The sequence below is a fragment of the Sphingobacterium bovistauri genome (assembly GCF_020295405.1).
Classification (GTDB): Bacteria; Bacteroidota; Bacteroidia; order Sphingobacteriales; family Sphingobacteriaceae; genus Sphingobacterium; species Sphingobacterium bovistauri.
Genome location: NZ_JADEYP010000011.1, coordinates 1 through 21,642 on the forward strand (window position 1 = coordinate 1; position 21,642 = coordinate 21,642).

General features: G+C 36.4%; 14 protein-coding genes and 6 tRNA genes. 5 read left to right on the forward strand and 15 right to left on the reverse strand.

The window, feature by feature from the left end:
- Positions 1-165: 165 nt before the first annotated feature.
- Both lpdA (IPZ78_RS07345) and IPZ78_RS07350 read left to right on the forward strand, forming a co-directional pair.
- The gene (gene lpdA / locus IPZ78_RS07345; protein ID WP_225552355.1) at positions 166-1,572 is read left to right on the forward strand and encodes a dihydrolipoyl dehydrogenase; all 1,407 of its coding nucleotides are present in this window, start codon (positions 166-168) and stop codon (positions 1,570-1,572) included.
- A 60-nt stretch (positions 1,573-1,632) separates the two neighbouring features.
- Positions 1,633-2,037, forward strand: coding sequence for an acyl-CoA thioesterase (locus IPZ78_RS07350; protein ID WP_225552356.1), 405 nt, complete (start codon positions 1,633-1,635; stop codon positions 2,035-2,037).
- Positions 2,038-2,080: 43 nt separating this feature from the next.
- On the opposite strand, the gene IPZ78_RS07355 is transcribed toward IPZ78_RS07350, so the two are convergent.
- Positions 2,081-2,401, reverse strand: coding sequence for a DUF3817 domain-containing protein (locus IPZ78_RS07355; RefSeq protein ID WP_225552357.1), 321 nt, complete (start codon positions 2,399-2,401; stop codon positions 2,081-2,083).
- Positions 2,402-2,616: 215 nt separating this feature from the next.
- Between IPZ78_RS07355 and lpdA (IPZ78_RS07360) the strand changes: the two genes are divergently transcribed.
- On the forward strand, positions 2,617-4,005 hold the full coding sequence (gene lpdA / locus IPZ78_RS07360; RefSeq protein WP_225552358.1) for a dihydrolipoyl dehydrogenase: 1,389 nt from the start codon (positions 2,617-2,619) through the stop codon (positions 4,003-4,005).
- A 72-nt stretch (positions 4,006-4,077) separates the two neighbouring features.
- Here the strand turns inward: lpdA (IPZ78_RS07360) and IPZ78_RS07365 are convergent, their stop codons facing one another.
- The 11 genes from IPZ78_RS07365 to IPZ78_RS07415 all read right to left on the reverse strand — a co-directional run bounded on the left by IPZ78_RS07365 (position 4,078) and on the right by IPZ78_RS07415 (position 13,753).
- Positions 4,078-4,947 (reverse strand): YybH family protein, encoded by an 870-nt coding sequence (locus tag IPZ78_RS07365; protein ID WP_225552359.1) that lies wholly within the window; start codon positions 4,945-4,947, stop codon positions 4,078-4,080.
- A 24-nt stretch (positions 4,948-4,971) separates the two neighbouring features.
- A complete protein-coding gene (cysS, locus tag IPZ78_RS07370) occupies positions 4,972-6,444 on the reverse strand; it encodes a cysteine--tRNA ligase (RefSeq protein WP_225552360.1) in 1,473 nt (490 codons plus the stop codon).
- Between the two features lie 30 nt (positions 6,445-6,474).
- Complete coding sequence (gene der / locus IPZ78_RS07375; protein WP_225552361.1) at positions 6,475-7,782, reverse strand: ribosome biogenesis GTPase Der; 1,308 nt, start codon at positions 7,780-7,782, stop codon at positions 6,475-6,477.
- 189 nt (positions 7,783-7,971) lie between these two features.
- The gene (locus tag IPZ78_RS07380; RefSeq protein ID WP_225552362.1) at positions 7,972-9,549 is read right to left on the reverse strand and encodes a RagB/SusD family nutrient uptake outer membrane protein; all 1,578 of its coding nucleotides are present in this window, start codon (positions 9,547-9,549) and stop codon (positions 7,972-7,974) included.
- 10 nt (positions 9,550-9,559) lie between these two features.
- The gene (locus tag IPZ78_RS07385; protein ID WP_225552363.1) at positions 9,560-12,691 is read right to left on the reverse strand and encodes a SusC/RagA family TonB-linked outer membrane protein; all 3,132 of its coding nucleotides are present in this window, start codon (positions 12,689-12,691) and stop codon (positions 9,560-9,562) included.
- A 406-nt stretch (positions 12,692-13,097) separates the two neighbouring features.
- Positions 13,098-13,169 (reverse strand) — tRNA-Met (locus IPZ78_RS07390).
- Between the two features lie 45 nt (positions 13,170-13,214).
- Positions 13,215-13,286 (reverse strand) — tRNA-Met (locus tag IPZ78_RS07395).
- A gap of 45 nt (positions 13,287-13,331) precedes the next feature.
- Positions 13,332-13,403: transfer RNA gene (locus IPZ78_RS07400), tRNA-Met, on the reverse strand.
- Positions 13,404-13,448: 45 nt separating this feature from the next.
- Positions 13,449-13,520 (reverse strand) — tRNA-Met (locus IPZ78_RS07405).
- A 45-nt stretch (positions 13,521-13,565) separates the two neighbouring features.
- Positions 13,566-13,637 (reverse strand) — tRNA-Met (locus tag IPZ78_RS07410).
- A 44-nt stretch (positions 13,638-13,681) separates the two neighbouring features.
- A tRNA-Met gene (locus tag IPZ78_RS07415) sits at positions 13,682-13,753 on the reverse strand.
- Positions 13,754-13,870: 117 nt separating this feature from the next.
- Between IPZ78_RS07415 and era the strand changes: the two genes are divergently transcribed.
- Together era and IPZ78_RS07425 are read left to right on the forward strand one after the other, a co-directional pair.
- Complete coding sequence (gene era, locus IPZ78_RS07420) at positions 13,871-14,749, forward strand: GTPase Era (protein ID WP_225552364.1); 879 nt, start codon at positions 13,871-13,873, stop codon at positions 14,747-14,749.
- A gap of 106 nt (positions 14,750-14,855) precedes the next feature.
- On the forward strand, positions 14,856-15,278 hold the full coding sequence (locus IPZ78_RS07425; protein WP_225552365.1) for a DUF4488 domain-containing protein: 423 nt from the start codon (positions 14,856-14,858) through the stop codon (positions 15,276-15,278).
- Between the two features lie 3 nt (positions 15,279-15,281).
- Here IPZ78_RS07425 and uvrC read toward each other — a convergent pair whose 3' ends face one another.
- The 3 genes from uvrC to IPZ78_RS07440 all read right to left on the reverse strand — a co-directional run bounded on the left by uvrC (position 15,282) and on the right by IPZ78_RS07440 (position 21,430).
- Positions 15,282-17,081: an excinuclease ABC subunit UvrC gene (uvrC, locus tag IPZ78_RS07430; protein ID WP_225552366.1), complete on the reverse strand. Its 1,800-nt coding sequence runs from the start codon at positions 17,079-17,081 to the stop codon at positions 15,282-15,284.
- A gap of 73 nt (positions 17,082-17,154) precedes the next feature.
- The gene (locus tag IPZ78_RS07435) at positions 17,155-19,404 is read right to left on the reverse strand and encodes a transglycosylase domain-containing protein (protein ID WP_225552367.1); all 2,250 of its coding nucleotides are present in this window, start codon (positions 19,402-19,404) and stop codon (positions 17,155-17,157) included.
- A 16-nt stretch (positions 19,405-19,420) separates the two neighbouring features.
- A complete protein-coding gene (locus IPZ78_RS07440) occupies positions 19,421-21,430 on the reverse strand; it encodes a hypothetical protein (RefSeq protein WP_225552368.1) in 2,010 nt (669 codons plus the stop codon).
- Between the last annotated feature and the right edge of the window lie 212 nt (positions 21,431-21,642).

The window sequence follows — 21,642 nt, forward strand, 5'->3', positions numbered from 1 at the left end:
ATCCTCTGTATCCAAGTATGCAGCTTAACAATTAGAAGTTTTCTTAAAAATCGAAATAAAACAAAGAAGCTGCCCTTTTTGGACAGCTTCTTTTTTATGCCAACATAATTTGGTATTACTGAATGATAAACATTAACTTTGCAACAAAAATATAAAATAGCAATTATGCAATACGACGTTATAGTAATTGGTAGTGGTCCAGGCGGTTATGTGGCCGCTATCCGTTGTGCTCAATTAGGGTTAAAAACAGCGGTTGTTGAAAAATATAGCACTTTTGGTGGTACATGTCTAAATGTAGGATGTATCCCTTCAAAAGCCTTATTAGATACTTCAGAACACTATCATAATGCCGCTCATGCTTTTGCAGACCATGGTATATCTGTAAAAGATCTGAAAATTGATGTTAAAAAAATGATCGATCGCAAAAATGATGTGATCGCACAAAATACAGCAGGTATTACTTACCTTTTCAAAAAGAACAAAATTGATTCATTCGAAGGAACAGGTTCTTTTGTGAATAAAAACACAATTAAAATCACTAAAAAAGACGGTGGTTCAGAAGAAATCATAGGTAAAAATGTAATTATCGCTACCGGTTCTAAACCAACGGCATTACCTTTCTTACCTATTGACAAAAAACGTATCATCACTTCTACAGAAGCTTTAAATCTTCAAGAAGTTCCTAAACACTTAATCGTAATCGGTGGTGGTGTTATCGGTCTTGAATTAGGTTCGGTATACGCTCGTCTAGGTGCTAAAGTATCAGTAATTGAATACGCAAAATCAATTATCAGTACAATGGATGGTGGTTTAGGCAAAGAATTACAACGCGTATTGAAAAAATCATTAGGCATGGAATTCTTCTTAGGTCATAAAGTAACTGGCGCTAGCGCAAAAGGCAAAACAGTAACTGTTACCGCTGAAGATGCTAAAGGTCAAGCTGTCTCTTTCGAAGGTGATTACTGTATTGTTTCTGTAGGACGTGTAGCATACACGAAAGATTTAGGTTTAGAAAATATTGGCATTACACCAGAAGAAAGAGGAAATAAAATCACTGTAAACGATCACTTAGAAACTAGTGTAGAAGGTGTTTATGCTATTGGTGATGTTGTAAAAGGCGCAATGCTTGCACACAAAGCAGAAGATGAAGGCATCTATGTAGCTGAGCGTATTGCTGGTCAAAAACCGCATATCGATTACAATTTAATCCCTGGTGTCGTGTACACTTGGCCAGAAGTAGCTTCAGTCGGTAAAACAGAAGAACAATTGAAAGAAGCTGGTGTGAAATATAAATCAGGTTCATTCTCATTCAAAGCTTCAGGACGTGCTAAAGCATCTGGTGACACGGATGGTTTTGTAAAAGTATTAGCTGATGCAGAAACTGACGAAGTAATCGGTGTACACATGATTGGACCACGTGCAGCAGATATGATTGCTGAAGCTGTAGTCGCAATGGAATACAGAGCGTCGGCAGAAGATATCGCAAGAATCTGTCACGCACACCCAACTTACACAGAAGCGCTAAAAGAAGCTGCTCTTGCAGCAACTGCAAACAGAGCAATTCACGCTTAAAATAATCCAGAGAGGCAAAATTAATTTTGCCTCTCTGGATTTTCTTTAAATAAGAATAAGATGAACTTTCATACTAGAAAATGGGTAAAACCAGAAGATCTAAATCCGAATGGCTCACTTTTCGGAGGTACACTTTTACGATGGATTGACGAAGAAGCAGTTATTTATGCCATCGTACAATTGGGTAATCCACATGTAGTTACGAAATTTATTTCGGAGATTAACTTTGTAAGTTCGGCAAAACAGGGGGATATTATTGAGTTAGGTATTACGGCAACAGAATTTGGTAAAACATCAATTACATTGACCTGTCAAGTACGCAATAAAATAACAAGAAAACCAATTCTTTCTATAGACAAATTGGTTTTTGTGAATTTGGATGAAAATGGTACACCAACTCCACACGGAAAGACAGAAATTACTTATGCGTATATGAGTATAAATGACTTACCAACTAAAGACTAATCATCTAATAAAACAAAAGCAAGCTAAATAGCTTGCTTTTGTTTTATTTAATTCCTGCATTAATATCCTTCTTCAAATCAATTTCTATCCAGAATGAAGCGATCGGAATTACAGAAATAATGAGATATTTGACCAATCTTAAGAAACTCCATTTATAAATTCTCCATGCAGCAATTAACATTAATGCCAAAATAACAAACAAGGCTCCATGAAATAAACCAACCATATACGAAAAGCCCGCTGCCAATTCTTTTGTCAAGCCTAAATGTTCATAGAAATAATACTTAATAGGCATAGCCACAAAAAATAAAAGCACAGCAGAGATCGCTTCCCAAAGCGCAATAAGTCTTAAAATACGTAACATATTAATTATGATTGATAAATCGCAAAAATAATGGTCTACTTATGGAAACAAGAATTGTTTTCATTTATTGACTAGCCACTGACATAGCACATTTTTTTTAAGACAGTAGTTTATTACGTTTTGCCAAAATAAGATTGCAATACGCTATGTCCTTGCCAAAAAAAAGTGTATTTTTGGCTACAAAATTTGAAAAAGAAAACTAATTCAAAAACTATATGAACTACGACATTATTGTGATTGGATCTGGACCGGGTGGTTATGTTGCTGCTATCCGTGCATCTCAATTAGGTTTTAAAACTGCCATTGTAGAGCGCGAAGCTTTAGGTGGTATCTGTTTGAACTGGGGGTGTATTCCTACAAAAGCTTTATTAAAAAGTGCTCAAGTATTTGAATACTTAAACCATGCTGAAGAATACGGTATTAAGGTACAAGGCGGAGAAGCTGACTTTGGTGCAATCGTAAAAAGAAGTCGTGGTGTAGCAGAAGGTATGAGTAAAGGTATCCAGTTCTTAATGAAAAAGAACAAGATTGATGTAATCATGGGTACTGCTAAAATCAAAAAAGGCAGTAAAGTTGAAGTAAAAGCTGCTGATGGTAGCATAAAAGAATATACTGCAAAACACACGATTTTAGCTACAGGAGCTCGTTCAAGAGAATTACCTAACTTACCTCAAGATGGTAAGAAAATTATTGGTTACCGTCAAGCGATGAATCTGCCTACACAACCGAAATCAATGGTCGTGGTAGGATCTGGAGCTATTGGTGTTGAATTTGCCTATTTTTATAACGCAATAGGCACAAAAGTAACTATCGTTGAATTCATGGATCGTATCGTTCCTGTTGAAGACGAAGAAGTATCAAAACAATTAGAAAAATCGCTTAAAAAAGCGGGTATTGATATTTTAACGAAATCAGAGGTAACCTCTGTGGATACTTCAGGTGCATTGTCAAAAGTAAATATCAAAACTGCAAAAGGCAACGAGGTAATCGAAGCAGAAGTAGTGCTATCAGCTGTTGGTATCGCTCCAAATATCGAAAATATCGGTCTTGAAGAAGTTGGTGTAAAAGTAGATAAAGGTCGTGTATTGGTAGATGATTTCTACAAAACAAATATTGATGGTGTATATGCTATTGGTGACATCGTAAAAGGTCAGGCATTAGCGCACGTAGCATCGGCGGAGGCTATCACTTGTATTGAGAAAATCAAGGGTTTGCATGTAGAGCCTATCAACTATAACAATATCCCTGGATGTACATACTGTTCACCAGAAATTGCTTCTGTAGGTCTTACTGAAAAAGCTGCTCGTGAAGCTGGTTATGAAATCAAAGTTGGAAAATTCCCATTCTCTGCATCAGGAAAAGCTTCTGCTGCTGGCGCAAAAGATGGCTTTGTAAAAGTAATTTTCGACGCTAAATATGGTGAATTGTTAGGTGCGCACATGATTGGTGCTAACGTAACTGAAATGATCGCTGAGATTGTAGTAGCTCGTAAATTAGAAACTACTGGTCACGAAATGATCAAAGCTGTTCACCCTCACCCTACAATGAGTGAAGCTATTATGGAAGCTGCTGCTGACGCATACGGTGAAGTTATTCACTTATAAGATATCAGTTAGTTCTTTAAAAAATAAAAAGGCTTGAAATATTTTCAAGCCTTTTTATTTTTTAAAGAACTATTATCGTTCAAACATCATTTCCAGAATCACTCTCCACTGAAAATCATCTTGCAATTTCCACACCCTGATATAATTGAATTTTACTGCCTTTTCTTTTGAATGAATGGTAGCTGTACCTTGTGAATACGCATACTCCCCACTATATGTTCTTCCTACCTTTAATGGTTCAGTTACGATATCGATGCGTTGTTTTTTGATGAAATTGACTACATTATTTTTGCCCTCAATTTCATTTTGCCATGGATAATAAAAACGAACCTCATCAGCCATAAATTCTCGATAAGCAGCCTCTGTATCACGCTTTGAAATAGTAGAGAATAATTGATCTGTAGATGATATGATATCCTCACGCTGCTTCAATCTCACTTGTGAGCGATGTTTCAAATACCAAGAATCGTCAGGCTCTTGATATGTTAAATCTTTCGCGGCCTGTTTACCGTAGTTTTCTACTTCTGCACGAAGATCAACCTTCCAAACTCCCTTTTTATCGCGCTTCCAAATTGTTAAATATTGTCCATATCTTTTTACAGCGCCAACTTTTTGAAATTCCATATTGCCTGAAGTAACACCGAACTCCAAACTTTTCGACACCAAAGCAAAGTTTGGTTCCCAAGCCATGACATCAGGTATATTGGGTCTGTTATTCAAATAATTAAATGCATTCACCGCTGAAGGCACATAAAAAGTTGAGGTCTTATCTATAATAGACGAAAATGCTGCATGAGGAGTTTGTGCTTTTGAAATAATTGCCGCATTCCGATCGGCAGTAATTAGACCACCAACCTTTTCAGGAAGTTGAGCAAGCAAAACTTGCATTGGCAACAAAGCACATGCTACAGATACAGTTTTAAGAATAGTTGAATAATTCATCTAAAGTTATTTGCAAGCCTTATATCAAATCTTATTCCAAAGTGTACCGTCTTTGCTATCTTTTAATTGAATACCAATTGCCGTTAGCTCGTTACGTATTTTATCAGATGTTGCATAGTCTTTATTTTGCTTCGCTTCATTACGTAAGTTGATAACCAAATCCATCAATTTATCCATGCTTTCATTATCTGAACCCAATTGATCATCTTTCAAGCCCATGACATCAAATACAAAATTATTAAGCAATAATTTGATTTGATCTAAAGCGACCTGATCAACTTGTTGTTTACCATCATAGATTGAATTTATCAAACGAACAACCTCAAACAACTCCGCAATCAACACAGGTGAATTGAAATCATCATCCATAGCTGCATAACAACGTGCTGTCAATGTATCTAAATCAACATCAATTTTCGTAGAAGAAGCCGGAACTACCTTGTCTAATAAACTGATCGCATTCATTAGTCGCTTATAACCTTTCTCTGCCGCATCCAAAGCTTCATTAGAAAAATCTAATGTACTTCTGTAATGTGCTTGCAACATAAAGAAACGCACCGCCATAGGTGAATATCCTTTATTCAACAAAGGATGATTACCCGTAAATAATTCCCCAGGCAAAAATCCATTACCCGCTGATTTAGACATACGCGCACCATTTACGGTCAGCATATTCGTATGCATCCAATATTTAGCAGGAGAAGTATGGTTACAAGCTTCAGATTGTGCAATTTCGTTGGTATGGTGTGTAGCGGCCAAATCCATTCCACCACCATGTATATCGAATTGATCACCCAAATATTTACGACTCATCGCCGAACATTCAATGTGCCAACCTGGAAAACCTACACTCCACGGTGCAGGCCAACGCATAATATGTTCTGGCTTTGCTTTAATCCAAAGTGCAAAATCTAAACGACCTCGCTTCTCGTCCTGACCTCCTAACTCTCGCGTGTTATTCATCAAATCATCGAGATTACGGTTGGTCAGAATTGTATAGTTATGTTCTTTTGTGTATTTATCCACATCAAAATAAACCGTACCGTTTACTTCATAAGCATAACCATTATCAATAATTGTCTGCACCATTTCGATTTGTTCCGAAATATGTCCAGTAGCGGTCGGCTCAATACTTGGTGGTAATGCGTTAAATAAACGCAAAACATCATGAAAACCGATTGTATATTTCTGAACGATTTCCATTGGCTCAAGCTGTAATAATTTTGCCTTTTTAGCAAATTTATCATCACCCTCATCGTTATCACCTTCTAGATGGCCTGCATCGGTGATGTTACGCACATAACGTACTTTATACCCCAAATGAAGTAAGTAACGGAATATTAAATCAAAGGAAACGAAAGTTCTACAATTCCCTAGATGTACATCACTGTAGACGGTAGGACCACACACATACATTCCAACTAAATTGGGATGTAATGGCTCAAACTTTTCTTTTTTACGTGTTAATGTATTATAAAGTACGAGATTGTGTTGCATATAGAACTTTAGTTGATTTGATTTTAATAATTACTTTTGTCTGAAATAAACTTGAATAGGAACTCCCGTGAAATCAAAATTGTCACGTAATTTATTCTCCACGTAACGTTTGTAAGGATCCTTAATATATTGAGGCAAATTACAGAAGAAGGCAAACATAGGTGCTTTCCCTGGTAATTGTGTCGCATATTTAACTTTGATGTATTTACCTTTTATTGCTGGAGGTGGATAGTTCTCAATCACACCAAGCATTACTTCGTTCAATTTAGAAGTAGGGATCTTTTTCGTTTTATTACGATGTACTTCCATCGCTGTCTCTACGACCTTGAAAATACGTTGTTTCTCTGTCACTGATGTGAAAATAATTGGTACATCTGTAAAAGGAGCAATTTTTTCTTTAATACGAGCTTCAAACTCTTTCATCGTTTTGTTGTCTTTCTCAATAGTATCCCATTTGTTGACAACAATCACAATTCCTTTTTTATTCTTTTCTGCTAAATGAAAAATATTAATATCCTGCGCTTCGATACCATCATTCGCATCCAACATTAATACGACTACATCAGAGTCTTCTAGTGCACGAATAGTACGCATTACCGAGTAAAATTCGATATCTTCATTCACTTTACTCTTACGACGAAGACCCGCAGTATCCACCAATAAAAACTCATGTCCAAATTGATTATAATGAATTTTAATGGTATCACGTGTAGTTCCTGCTATATCAGTCACGATATTACGATCTGTTCCTAATAAAGCATTGGTCAATGATGATTTACCAACATTTGGACGTCCTACTATGGTTACTTTTGGTAAATAATCCTCTTCTTCCTCTTCTTCTGGTTCAGGAAAATGTGACACTACTGCATCCAACAATTCACCTGTACCCGAACCTGTAGCCGAAGACACATTAAATATCTCACCCAAACCAAACGCATAGAACTCAGAAGAATCATGGTGCAATTTAGCGTGGTCCACTTTATTAGCTACCACATATACAGGTTTTGAAGTACGACGCAATAGATCAGCGATCTCATCATCTAAATCTGTTGTACCAGTTTTAACGTCTACCATAAAAATAATTACAGACGCCTCTTCAATGGCGATATGCACTTGGTCACGGATTGCTTCTTCGAAGATATCATCTGATCCATGTACAAAACCTCCAGTATCAATAACTGTGAATTTCTTACCTATCCACTCTGCCATCTCATAGTGACGATCGCGTGTTACTCCACTAAAATCGTCAACGATAGCTTTTCTACTTTCCGTCAAGCGGTTAAATAAAGTCGATTTTCCCACATTTGGGCGACCTACAATTGCAACAATGTTTGCCATAATATTTTTTAAATTTTATCTCGCGCGTTACCATCCCGGCAACTCATTTCAATATGAAATATAGGCTACAAAGTTACACAAAATAGATTGTATTATTTTGAGAGATTTCAGACAAAGAAAATGGCAAGAAATTTCTCTCTTGCCATTCGTTAAGACCTTATAATAAGTGCTTATTTTCCAAATAATGGACTAATACCCATTGTTTTGTTTTAGCACACCTCTACTTGCGTCAATTGCAGCTTGAGGAATTGGCCAATATTCATTTTTCCCTTTTTCAAAAGTTCTATTTTCAACAAAGAATCTATCATTTAAGTTCGTAAATGTAACAACACCTGTTGCGGGATCAATATTACCTTTAGAAAGTGAACCATAAACTGGACCATTCATAACCTCGTCTGCAATCCCCCAACGGATAATATCAAATCTACGACGTCCCTCACCAGCCAATTCTACACGCAACTCTCTTCTCACCAAGTCTCTTAACTCCGTTTGTGAAGGATATTGCGTTGCATCTACTTTTGGTAAACCAGCACGTTCTCTTACCAAATTAATATTTTCGTAAACCGAATTATCGATTTGATTGGCTTCAATTTTAGCTTCGGCGTTCAACAATAAAATCTCAGCATAACGTTGTACAATAATATTCACTCCTACATTCCACACATTTGTATAGCTTGAAGGATTTTGAATATATTTCTTGTAGTTATAACCTGAATTAGAAGCGTTATCAGCACTAGTAGGGTAATCATTTGTGTCTCCTAGTGGATTAAACACTTGGCCTCTATACGTTACGCCTGCATACAAAATAGTAGCTGCTAATCTTGGATCACGATTTTCATAAGGTTGAGCCGCATTGTAAACTGCTGATTTTTCAATTGGCAAACCGTCTTTTGCTTCATAACTATCAACCAAACTCTGAAGAGGAACAATAGAGCTCCACCCACCAATGCTATTCGGCATCATGATTCCTAATGAACCATAACCGAAATCATTCTGAATGTACTGTATATCAGAGATTACTTCTGAATTTCCTTCATTGGCTTCTTCAAATAATGTAGCATAATTATCAAAAAGCTCGTAAACGCCTAAATTAATTATCTCGTCAGTAGTACTAGCCACTTCTTGATGTTTATTTTGGAATGCGTAAACTCTTGTCAAAAAGCCTAAAGCTGCCCCTTTGGTCATTCGCCCTTTCTCTGTAGCTACGCCAGGCAAATCTGCAGCAGCATCCTTCAATTCTTTCTCCAAAAACGCATAAACTTCTGCTTTAGGTGTTCTTTCTACAAAAGATTCGTCTATAGTTAATGTTTGAGTAATCAATGGGACATCACCAAATAATGTGACCAAATCCAAATAGCGATACGCACGAATAGTTTTTACCTCAGCTATTAATCTTTTCTTTAAATCAGCACTAATTGGAGCTTTCTCAATATTTTCCAATATCCAATTTGCACGTCTTATATGATTGTATGTATATCTTGACGAGGCATTTCCTGGATTTGTAGCCGTGGCTGTACCATTACCCAAAGCTTGGTAGCCTTCGTGTGCAAAATCATTATTCGAGTTATCTGAAACACAATCCATATAGAAAATTTGACTTCCTGATTCCCATCCATTATACAAGCCCGTCACAGCAAAAAGTACATCCTTCTCTGTATTCCAAAAATTGTTTTCACTTAAATCTTTTAGCGGATTCTGGTCTAAGCTTTCACATGACATCATGCTAACCAATCCTGCTAAACACAATACTTTATATTTTCCTAACATAATTTACATCTTAAAAATTAACATTTAATCCAAACACATTCGTTTTCACTTGAGGGTAGAAATTACCTCTTGAATCAGCTGGAGCTTCAGGATCGAATCCTTTTGCAAATCCAGTTATAGTGAATAAATTTTGTCCACTATAGTAAATTTTAGCACCTTTAAGCCCTATTTTATTAAGTACGGATTGAGGCAGATTATACCCTAACGTTATATTTTTTAGACGTACATAACTCGCATTTTGAATCCAAAAATCAGAAGGATTTGACTCTGGTTTATTTTGAACCCATGATGTCAAGGCTCTTGACATTGATCCATTTGGATTATTAACAGCATGGAATCTCTCGCTGTAGATTTCAGTAGGCTTATCTGTACCTGAAATATTGCCAATTGCTTCTCCCCACATATAACCTTGTACATCTGCCGCTCCTTGCAAAAACATATTCAAATCGAAATTTTTGTACGACATATTTGATGTCAATCCAAAAATATACTTTGGATCCGGAGAACCTAAATATACACGGTCGTTACCATCAATTTTACCATCGCCGTTTTGGTCTTTATAGATTAAATCTCCCGCACCTACTGTATTATTCACTCCCTTCACACCTGAATTTTGATATTCTTCATCAGATCTATAAATACCCAAAGATTCGTAACCATAGAAAGATCGCAACGGCAGTCCTAAATCTCTCACGTAAAATGAGCTATGAGGTTCTGCTGAATTCGATCTCCATTCTAAGATTTCATTGTTGATGTATGAAATGTTGGCTCCAATATCAAATTGAAATGGATTAGATCTATTACTGTAGTTAACTTGTAATTCTACACCATTGTTTTTGACCTTTCCTGCATTTTGAACAGGACTTGGAAGCCCAAATTCAACCGGAACAGGCAATGACATATAAAGACGGTCTGTTGTTCTGTTGAAATAGTCTAACACAAAAGACCATTTATTTCTAAAATTTAAATCTAAACCAACATTTGAGCTAATTGAACGCTCCCATAACATTTGAGGATTCGCTGCGACAGCTACTGTTCCTCCTGAAGCCAATCCAGTTCCGATTGGATAATTATATCCAGAACTAATCGTAAATACACCTGGGTAATAATTATCTGCTGAAGGGTAGGCATTCTCACCTACACCTGATAAGGTTTGGTTACCCAATATACCCCAACCACCTCTTAATTTCAATTCAGATATTTTTTCTGCTAAAGCTGAATTTTGGAAGAAACCCTCTTGTGAAACTCTCCATCCTGCAGAGAAAGAAGGGAATGTGTTCCATTTATTCTCTCCAACAAATCTAGACGTTCCATCATGTCTTACATTTGCTTCAAACAAATACTTATTATCAAATGCATAGTTTACTCGACCAAACCAAGATCTCAATAATAGTTTTTGCGCCCCACCTGTAGCCTGCTGACCCGATACATCACCCAAATCCAACTCATGCAATTCCGTACCCAAGAAATTTTGTCTATAACCCCTTGAAAAATCCGCTCTTCTCGTTTCATCCATAAAACCAGCTAGTGCATTAAGATCGTGTTTGCCAAATGATTTATCATAAGTCAACATTGACTGCAATGTCAATAACTCATCTTGGTTATTATATACCGTAAGATTATTTACACCTTGTCTGAAAGTTGGTGATCCTGTATTGTGATCATAAAACTGAATCTCCTTTACAAATTTAGAAGACATGTTATCTCTTGGCTGAAAACTAACCACTTGTTTAAATTTCAACCCATCTACAATTTTATATTCTCCAGAAAAATTGATATGAGTATGCTTGTAGATCATTTCATCCGTAGATTTCATATCTAACCAAGCAACAGGGTTCCCGTCACCATAGTAGCCATAAACTCCATTTGAATATTGATATGGGATAAAGGAAGGAATACGATTAGCCTGTCTAAAGATTTGCGCCATGTCACCTGTATATGGATTCACAGGCTCATCAATACGCTGGTAATTGTAAGACAAGCCAAGATTTATATTCAAGCGCTCAGTGACTTGTGCACCTAGGTTTGTACGTAAATTATAACGATCTGCTTTAGCTACATCAATCACACCCTTTTGCCCCATAAATCCTGCTGAAGCCATATAATTAACCTTATCCGTTGCTCCAGAAATTTGAACATTATGTGATTGTTGCAATCCAGATCCATCATACAACAGACCTAACCAATCTGTATCAGGATATTTATCTCTATCTGTGGAGTTTTTAAACCCGTCCAAATCATCATTTGTAAATCTCAAAGGCAGTCCTTGATTTGCTAAGGCTTCATTCAATATTACCGCATGATCATAAGAACGCATATATTCTGGCAATCGAGTAGGATCTTGCATACCTACATATCCAGCATAATTAAGCTGAGGTTCACCTATCTTACCTTTTTTTGTAGTTACCAAAATAACGCCGTTTGCAGCTTTAGATCCGTAAATAGCGGCACTTGGTCCATCCTTCAATACAGAAATATTTTCGATATCGTTTGGATTAATATTATTCAATGAACTTTCTACCCCATCCACCAAAACCAGAGGGTTCGCATTATTCGTTGTACCTAGACCACGAACGCGAATAGTACCACCATCTTTACCCGGCTGACCTGAATTTTGTACAATAGTTACACCTGCAAACTTTCCTTGCAATGCCGTAGAAGCATTTGTAACCGGTCTGTTTTCTAAATCTTTAGCACTAATTGCTTGCACAGCCCCAGTCAAATTAACCTTTTTCTGTGTCCCAAAACCAACTACCACAACTTCATCTAGTGACTCTGTCACACTTTCCAATGTGATAGCCATAGTGGCAGCATCGATTACTTTAGTCAGCGAATTATAACCAACCGCACGAATTATTAAGGATTGACCAACTTTAGCTTTTAGCGTAAACTCACCATCCGAATTTGTTGTCGTTACGATAGAAGGATTTTCTTTCAATGAAACAGTCACCCCTGCGACAGGTCCTGATTCATCATAAACTTTACCAGAAATAGTTTCTTGGGCTAAAACATTTGAGTTTAAAGCATAATTCTCATGCGCTAACACATATGACGCATTGGGCATCATAGTCGTCAACAAAAGAGCTGTTGCTAACGGTGTTACTTTCCTTAAATGAAAGGGCATTGTAAATCTGTTGTTCATAAGTAATTGAATAAATAATTGTTACCGTGTGATACCATAATAGGGATTATCGATTTCAATATTAACTTATTATTAGCATAATAAAAAAACTTTAACCAACGAAATCGATTGCACAAACAACAAATGATTGATTTACAGAAAACAAGCATATTTGATGAAAAACAAATTATTATCCACAAACGACAAATATTTTTTACAAAATTAGTTGCATAACTAATATGAAATCTTACTACACAAGAAAAAGGATAAATTTAAAAGATTCGAAGAGGATTTTTTAGGCAAAAAGCACTTTTTCGGAAGTAATTAAAAAACCAAAAGCAACTTCTAAACACACAACTACATAAAGTATAGCATAGTATATAAAACAAAAAAGCTTTACATTTTCATGTAAAGCTTTTATACTTAGTAGCGGGAACCAGACTCGAACTGATGACCTTCGGGTTATGAGCCCGACGAGCTACCACTGCTCCATCCCGCATTATATTTTACCAAATCTAACCTCGCGTTAGACTTTAAATTTTAGTAGCGGGGACCAGACTCGAACTGATGACCTTCGGGTTATGAGCCCGACGAGCTACCACTGCTCCACCCCGCATTATATTTTACCAAATCTAACCTCGCGTTAGACTTTAAATTTTAGTAGCGGGGACCAGACTCGAACTGATGACCTTCGGGTTATGAGCCCGACGAGCTACCACTGCTCCACCCCGCATTATATTTTGCCAAATCTAACCTCGCGTTAGATCTTAAATTTTAGTAGCGGGAACCAGACTCGAACTGATGACCTTCGGGTTATGAGCCCGACGAGCTACCACTGCTCCACCCCGCATTATATTTTGCCAAATCTAACCTCGCGTTAGATCTTAAATTTTAGTAGCGGGAACCAGACTCGAACTGATGACCTTCGGGTTATGAGCCCGACGAGCTACCACTGCTCCATCCCGCATTATATTTTGCCAAATCTAACCTCGCGTTAGACTTAAATTTTAGTAGCGGGGACCAGACTCGAACTGATGACCTTCGGGTTATGAGCCCGACGAGCTACCACTGCTCCACCCCGCATTATATTTTATATGTCAAAATCTTTGTTCTTAATGTCAAAATCAAAGATTATTTACTCCCTTAATTGGAGTACAAAGATATTATTTGTTTCTTTGTAAAACAAATAAATATTCAAAAATGTCACATAAAGCTGGGTTCGTAAGTATAATCGGAAAACCAAACGCTGGTAAGTCTACGCTAATGAACGCTTTAGTCGGTGAGAAGATGTCTATCATCACACCTAAAGCGCAAACTACTCGCCATCGTATCATGGGTATTGTCAATGATGACAATCATCAAATCATCTTTTCAGACACACCCGGAATCATTATCCCCAAGTATTCTTTGCAAGAATCAATGATGAGTTTTGTTGAAGGATCACTGATTGATGCTGACATTATTTTATTTGTGACAGATATTAATGAGAAACACGATGAAAATGATGTAATCGAAAAATTAACAAAAACATCGTCACCCATTGCGGTATTAATCAACAAGATCGATAAATCTACAGAAGAACAAGTAAAAGAGAAGATAGAATATTGGAAGGAAAAATTAAACCCTGAAGCGATTTTTGCAATGTCAGCATTGCTAGGATATAATGTGCCTCCAATCCTTACATACATCAAAGATAAACTGCCAATTCATCCTCCATACTACGAAAAGGACGAATTAACGGATAAATCTATGCGTTTCTTTGCTTCTGAAATTATTCGCGAAAAGATTTTCAAATTGTATGCTAAAGAAATCCCCTACAGTACCGAAGTAGCTGTAACGGCTTACAAAGAGGAAAAGAATATTACACGAATATCCGCTGAAATATATGTAGAACGTGATTCTCAAAAAAACATCATAGTGGGTACAGGAGGATCAATGATCAAAAAAGTCGGCACCTATGCTCGACAAGATATAGAAGAATTTATTGGAGGAAAAGTCTTCCTAGAAATATTCGTCAAAGTAGTACCCGATTGGAGAGCGAAGAAGAACATTCTGAAAAGATTTGGTTACGAAGATTAGTATAAATGCCCGTTACAGTTTTGTAACGGGCATTTATACTAATCTTCGTGTTGTAATAATGTTTGTTTTTATTTAACTTTATTAAGCAATAAGTAAAACTTAAAACATGAGAACTATCTTAACAATTATCTTCCTTACTATTTTTACGACAGGAATATTCGCACAAACTGATTCAACTTTAAAAGGAGTTTGGAAACTAAGTCAGTCAAAGAATAGCCTCGGGGAAATCACGGATGTACCTCCTGTCTTTTATAAGTTTTTTGATTCTAACAATTCATTTTCGAACTTATCACTACGACAAAATGGTTTAACTGCAGCACACAAAGGTAAGTATTCATTAGACAGTCAAAATAGCAAATATACAGAATCTGTCACTACAGTGAACGAGAGTAATACCCAAGCCGCAGAAGCCACTAATACCTTAAAGATCACATTCAATGAAGACAAAACTTCGTTTACAATTGAGGGGAATATTCAAAGTACAAATGGCACATTTAGTCTATACGAAGTTTGGGAAAAGCTGGACTAAAAGTTATTGAAAATACTCACGAAGTGCTTTAATCTGTTTTAGATTAAGCACTTTTTTTAATTCCTCTTCAGACTGTTCTTTAATCCGTTTCACGGATTTAAATTCTTTCAACAATTTCTCTACTGTTGTCTTACCAATCCCAGGAATATTCTCCAACTCTGACACAAAAGTTTTACGACTACGTTGATTGCGATGAAAGGTTATCCCAAAGCGATGCGCTTCATCTCGTAGATGCTGAATAATTTTCAGCGTTTCGGATTTTTTATCCAAATACAATGGATATTGATCGCCTGGATAGAATAATTCTTCTAGGCGCTTCGCGATACCGATGACAGTCACTTTCTTTTCTATTCCCAAAAGCCTTAAACTTTTCAATGCAGCTCCTAATTGTCCTTTACCCCCATCTATGACGATTAATTGTGGCAGTTCTTGCCCTTCATCCAATATGCGTCTATAGCGACGATGTACCGCCTCTTCCATCGTTGCAAAGTCATTCGGTCCTTCGACTGTCTTTACATTAAAGTGTCTATAATCTCTCTTCGAAGGCTTTGTATCTTTGAAAACTACAATTGCCGAAACAGGGTAGTTTCCTTGGATATTGGAGTTATCAAAACATTCAATATGGCGTGGTAGTACATTAAGTCGTAGGTCCTTTTGCATTTGCAGTAATAAGCGATCTGTACGAACTTCTGGATTTAGCTTTTCGTATTGAAGCATACGTTCCTTTTTGAAGTAAGCAACATTCTTCAGCGACAGATCCAACAATTTTCGCTTGTCACCCAACTTCGGTACTGTAAATTTCACAAAATCTGGCAGACCATCAATTTCTAAATCAAAAGGAACGATAATTTCTCTCGATAATGATTTGTAGCGGTTTCGAATTTCGGGTATAGCAATCTGTAACAACTCCGCATCCGTTTCATCCAAACGTTTTTTCATTTCCAATGTTTGTGTCTGAATGACTACACCATTTACCACTTTCAAGAAATTCACAAAAGCCAAACTATCGTCCGAAGCTATACTGAATACATCCACATTCGTGATGGATGAACTTACCACGGTAGACTTAGATTGGTAATTATCGAGCTTATCCAATTTATTCTTGAGGTAATGTGCCAATTCAAAATTCAACGAGGAAGCTGCTTCATTCAATTGCTCTTTTATACGATTTTTTACAACTGCAATCTTACCATTCAAGATATCTTTGATATCGGACAAATTTTGGTCATAATCTTCTAATGTTTGGTAACCTTCGCAAGGACCTTTACAGTTACCAATTTGATACTCTAAACACACTTTATATTTCCCCTTTGCAATTTGCTCAGGTGCTAGATTCAGATTACATGTACGAAGTGGAAATAATTCACGTATGGCGTCCAATACAATATGCATCATCCCTACGGAAGCATATGGACCAAAATATGTTGAGCCATCTTTAATGTATTTCCTTGTCCAAAAAACACGTGGAAAAGACTCATTTTTAATAACGATCCAAGGATAGGTCTTGTCATCCTTGAGCATGACATTATACCGAGGCTTATGCTTTTTGATAAGGTTATTTTCCAACAACCACGCATCAATCTCGGTGTCCACTATAGTAAAAGCGATACGTTGGATTTTACGCACCAGCACACGCGTCTTCGAATTGAGTTGACGCTCGTTAACAAAATAAGAACTTACACGATTCTTTAAATCTTTGGCTTTACCGACATAAACAAGTGTATCCTCTTTATCAAAATATTGATAAACCCCAGGTTTATGCGGAATCTTCTTTAACTCTTCTTTGTAATCAAACGAACTCATCTATACCAAACAAAAATGCCAGACAACAAATTACAAAAATTCATTGTCTGGCGTATTTATAAATTGTAAAATTTTAAAATCCTAAACGGTCATCTTGCAATTCTGGCTCTTGAGGTTCACCGCCATGGTAAATTCCCTCATATTGAGAACAATCCAATGTCCGTGTCAAGCCTCCAGGTGGTTTGGCAAAATCACCTTTACTATAATTCAATTTCGAATCAGCATATACGCGTTTCATATACAAGCCAAACACTGGTAAAGCAGCAGCGGCTCCCTGTCCATATTGCATATTACTGAAACTAATACTTCGGTCTTCTGCTCCTGTCCATACTCCCGTTACCAACTCTGGTGTAACACCAATAAACCAAGCATCCGAGTTATCATTTGTAGTACCCGTCTTACCACCAATAGGATTTGTTAAGCCTCCAAATTCGGCGCGTCGCAAGCGACTTGCAGTACCACCATCAACTACACCTCTCAACATATCCACCATAATGTAAGCTGATTCTGGATTTAAAACCATTTTAACATCAGGCTGATTTTCATACAATACCGTCCCATCTTTGGTCTCTACACGTAAAATCATAATGGGTTTTATCCAAGTACCATGATTGACAAAAGCAGAATATGCTCCAACCATATCATATACTGATGCCTCGTATGCCCCTAATGATATAGATGGATAATTTGGCACATTGGAAGTAATCCCCATCTTACGTGTCAAATCAGCTACATTTGAAGCCCCCACTAAATTCACTAAATAGGCAGTTGCATAGTTTTGAGAATACTTTAATGCATTTTTTAAGGTTATAGGATTACCACCTTGGACTGTACCTCTTGGTGTCCAATCACCATACGTTTGTTGATAATTAGGTATAGTCTGACATGGAGAATAATCGTTATCAATAGCTACAGCATATGTAAATGGCTTCGCGGTAGATCCTACTTGACGAATCCCCATCTTCACTTGATCGTACTTATAATGTTCAAAGTTAATACCTCCAACCCACGCTTTAATATGACCACTTCTAGGTTCCATAGACATCATCGAATTACGGAGTACCAATTTATTATACTTTATAGAATCCATTGGTGTCATCATAGTATCAACATTTCCACGCCAAGTGAAAATCGTCATTGATGTCTTTGTATTAAAAGCCTTTTTTATTTCCTCGTCACTAGCACCATCTTGTTTCATCTGAATATAGCGATCAGATCGCTTCATTCCTGCTTGCAATAATTTAGCTCGATCCCCTACAAAAGGGTTTTTATTACGCCACTGCTTATCAAATTCACGTTGCAATTTCTGCATCCACTCCTTTTGAGCAGCCTCAGCATATTCTTGCATATCGTAATTGATTGGAGTAAATATCTTTAACCCATCCTTATCTAAATCATATGGTGTACCATCATCCTTTAATATCTGCAAACGTTGAAATTCTTTCTTGATTTCATCTTTTAATACGGCTCTAAAATATGGAGCTAAACCTTCTCCGTAACTAGACACGTTCAAATCAAGCTTTAATGGTTTCTCTTTCGCTGCCGTCAGCTCTTCAGTAGATATAAAACCTTCGTTCATCATATTCTCCATCACAAGATTACGGCGACTTTGTGAACGCTCTATATTTCGAACTGGTGAATACATAGAAGGTCCCTTCAACATACCAACCAAAACCGCAGCTTCTTCCAATTTCAATTTATCAGGAGTCGTATTGAAGAAAGTACGCGCCGCGGACTTTATACCGTATGTATTTTTATACCCGAAATCTACAGTATTAAAGTACATCATAATGATTTCTTCCTTGGTATAATTACGTTCCAAACGTACAGCAGTAATCCATTCCTGCAATTTTTGCATAATACGTTTTATAGTATTACGCTCTCTTTTTTCTGCAAAAAGATTTAGCGCCAACTGCTGGGTAATGGTACTTCCCCCTTGTTTATTACCCATTAGGGTATGAAATATAACTGTAAATGTACGAGAGTAATCAATTCCTGAGTGACCATAAAATCGCTTATCTTCAGTTGAAATTAGGGCGTTGATCAAATAAGGTGATAAATCACTATATTCTACATTAGATCTATTTTGGCGATAATACGTACCTAATACTCTGTTATCATCTGTTAAAATTTCAGACGCAAGATTACTTTGTGGATTCTCCAGCTCATCAAAACTTGGAAGTTTACCAAATAAACCAATACGTACTAGAAACAAAAACAACATACCAAAACCAATTGCTCCCAAAAGAATTACCCAACATGTACGGGTATATCGCTTGATATCTTCTGTAGTCAGTTTACTATTTTTAGATTCTCTCTTCATATTAACACGTAGAATACTACTTATTTATATATTTTCTAACGAAATAATCTATATCAGATATATTTTCAACACTATCTAATATCGATTTTTGAATTACAAAGGTACTATATTTTTTTTCACGAAACTTGATTATTTCAGGCAGCATTTTCTCAACTTGATGTTCAAAATTAGTAACAGCATCCAAAGATTCAAATATTCCTACACGTAGTAATTGACACGATGATCCAAACTCCAATAAATCATGCCCAAGTCCCATATTGGTATGTTTAGTTCGAATAAACTGTCCAATTGCATAGCGCACGGGTGTCAGATTTATCCTCATATCCTCCAGCAATAGTACAAAATAATATGCCTCCCCATGTCTTGATTGAATATCAATAAATGTTCCAACATTTGAAATTTGGCTATCATTTTTTATTGATTCAATTGGAGTATCTCCCTGTTTAATGTTACGATTTGAAAAATATTCTTTTGTTTTTTCTAGAGCGTATTTCCGGAGCGCAAATTTGGATTTATTCTTGTCAATATACTCGAGATATTTATGAACCAATTCAGAGATTGGATAACCCTTATATTTTTCTTTAATAGACTCTAAAGTGCTAACAAAGGAAGAAACAGATTGAGAATACCCGATTGCCATAGCTTTTATATAAGCAACCCGAGATTCATCCCCAATAGCTAAAATTGATTCATCAATAATAGCATCAGCTAATACTATGAGTTCTTCATATTTTTCAGCATCCAAAAGCTTATATAATTCTTCCTGCTTTGTATATAACTTCTGCTTAATAACTAATTTTTGCTGGTAAACATTATTCTCATCTTCTACACCTGCTTTATCGAAGAGGTAGAGATCATGCAAATAATCGATTTGTTTAGATGGATTAATCAGAACTAAATCATTGAGGATTGACTTCGCATCATTATACAATTTATTTTCTCTGTAAAAAGTGGCCAACTCGTACATTGCACTGAAATACAGTTCGCTTTTAGTATTTTCAGACTGTTGCTGATCAATTAGTTTTAATAATACAATCCAATTTTCCCTCTGTAAGATTAATGTTTTACTTCTCTTGTCCAGAAGAGACAATTCTTCAACATCAATTTGAGAAAAGCTAATCACTGCGTCATCTAATTTATTTAGAAGTAGCATGAATTGCCCTTGCTTCCACCGTTCCAAATTCTTGACCGCAATAGGAACGGTATTGTGAGCCAGAACTTTTTCTGACACAACATTTGCTGAATCAACTTCGTTTTGTAATCTATATAAGTCAGATTGTGCAGCATAGACCAACCATTCTAAACCTATAGAATACCCCCTATTTAGTAGTTCACGAAGAGCTGTAATCCTTTCATCAACACTTTGACTCCCTATATTAATTAATTCTACTTCAGCTTTGAGCGTGAGTAAACTAGGAGCACTATTGGATCTCGCTATTTTTCTTAAAACTTTCTTAGCTTGTGGAACATCAATTGTCGACAACATTTTACCCAAACACAATTGCCAATAAAATTTATATTTTAAAGGAACACCAATTTCGAAAGATCGACCCAAATAATAAGCCGCTGAATCTTTAATCTCCTGTTGACGAAATATATCCGATTTGAGAGCATAATATAATGAAGCCTCTTTAGGAGAAAGTCCATTAAAATCAATTTCATTGATTTCGATTAAGGATTCCTCCAGTTTTCCTATCTCACGTAATGCATTAATCTTCCACAAATCCCTATCCTTAAACAACGAGTGATTTGTTATTAGCTCAAAATAAGCCAATGCTGTATAGAAATCTGACATAAGATAATACGCTTTCCCAATTCTATAATAGAGTTCTTCACGTACAGCCTCGCTTTTCTCTTCAACAAGTAAGCGTTGTAATTTCGATATGGCTGATGCCAATTCGATTTTATAAATTTCATTAGGTGCTCCAAATAATGAAAATTCTGATAAAGCTATTTCATCTCGAAATAAAGAACTTTCTGCCTTAGACAAAAGTGCATCCACATTAAACATTGTATTATATTTCATCTGAAAGTGATGTCCAATGGACTGGTTACTTTTAGGTGAACAGGCATACTGTTGCAATATTACCACAACTATGATAAATGTAATTATAGCATGAAGAGAAGTTATTCGAAATACATTCATGACAGAATCTACTGACTATCAAATATAATCTTTCGGAGCAGTATATTTCCAAATACCGCTTCTGATTTTTTCAATACGCTGTAAAGTATTAA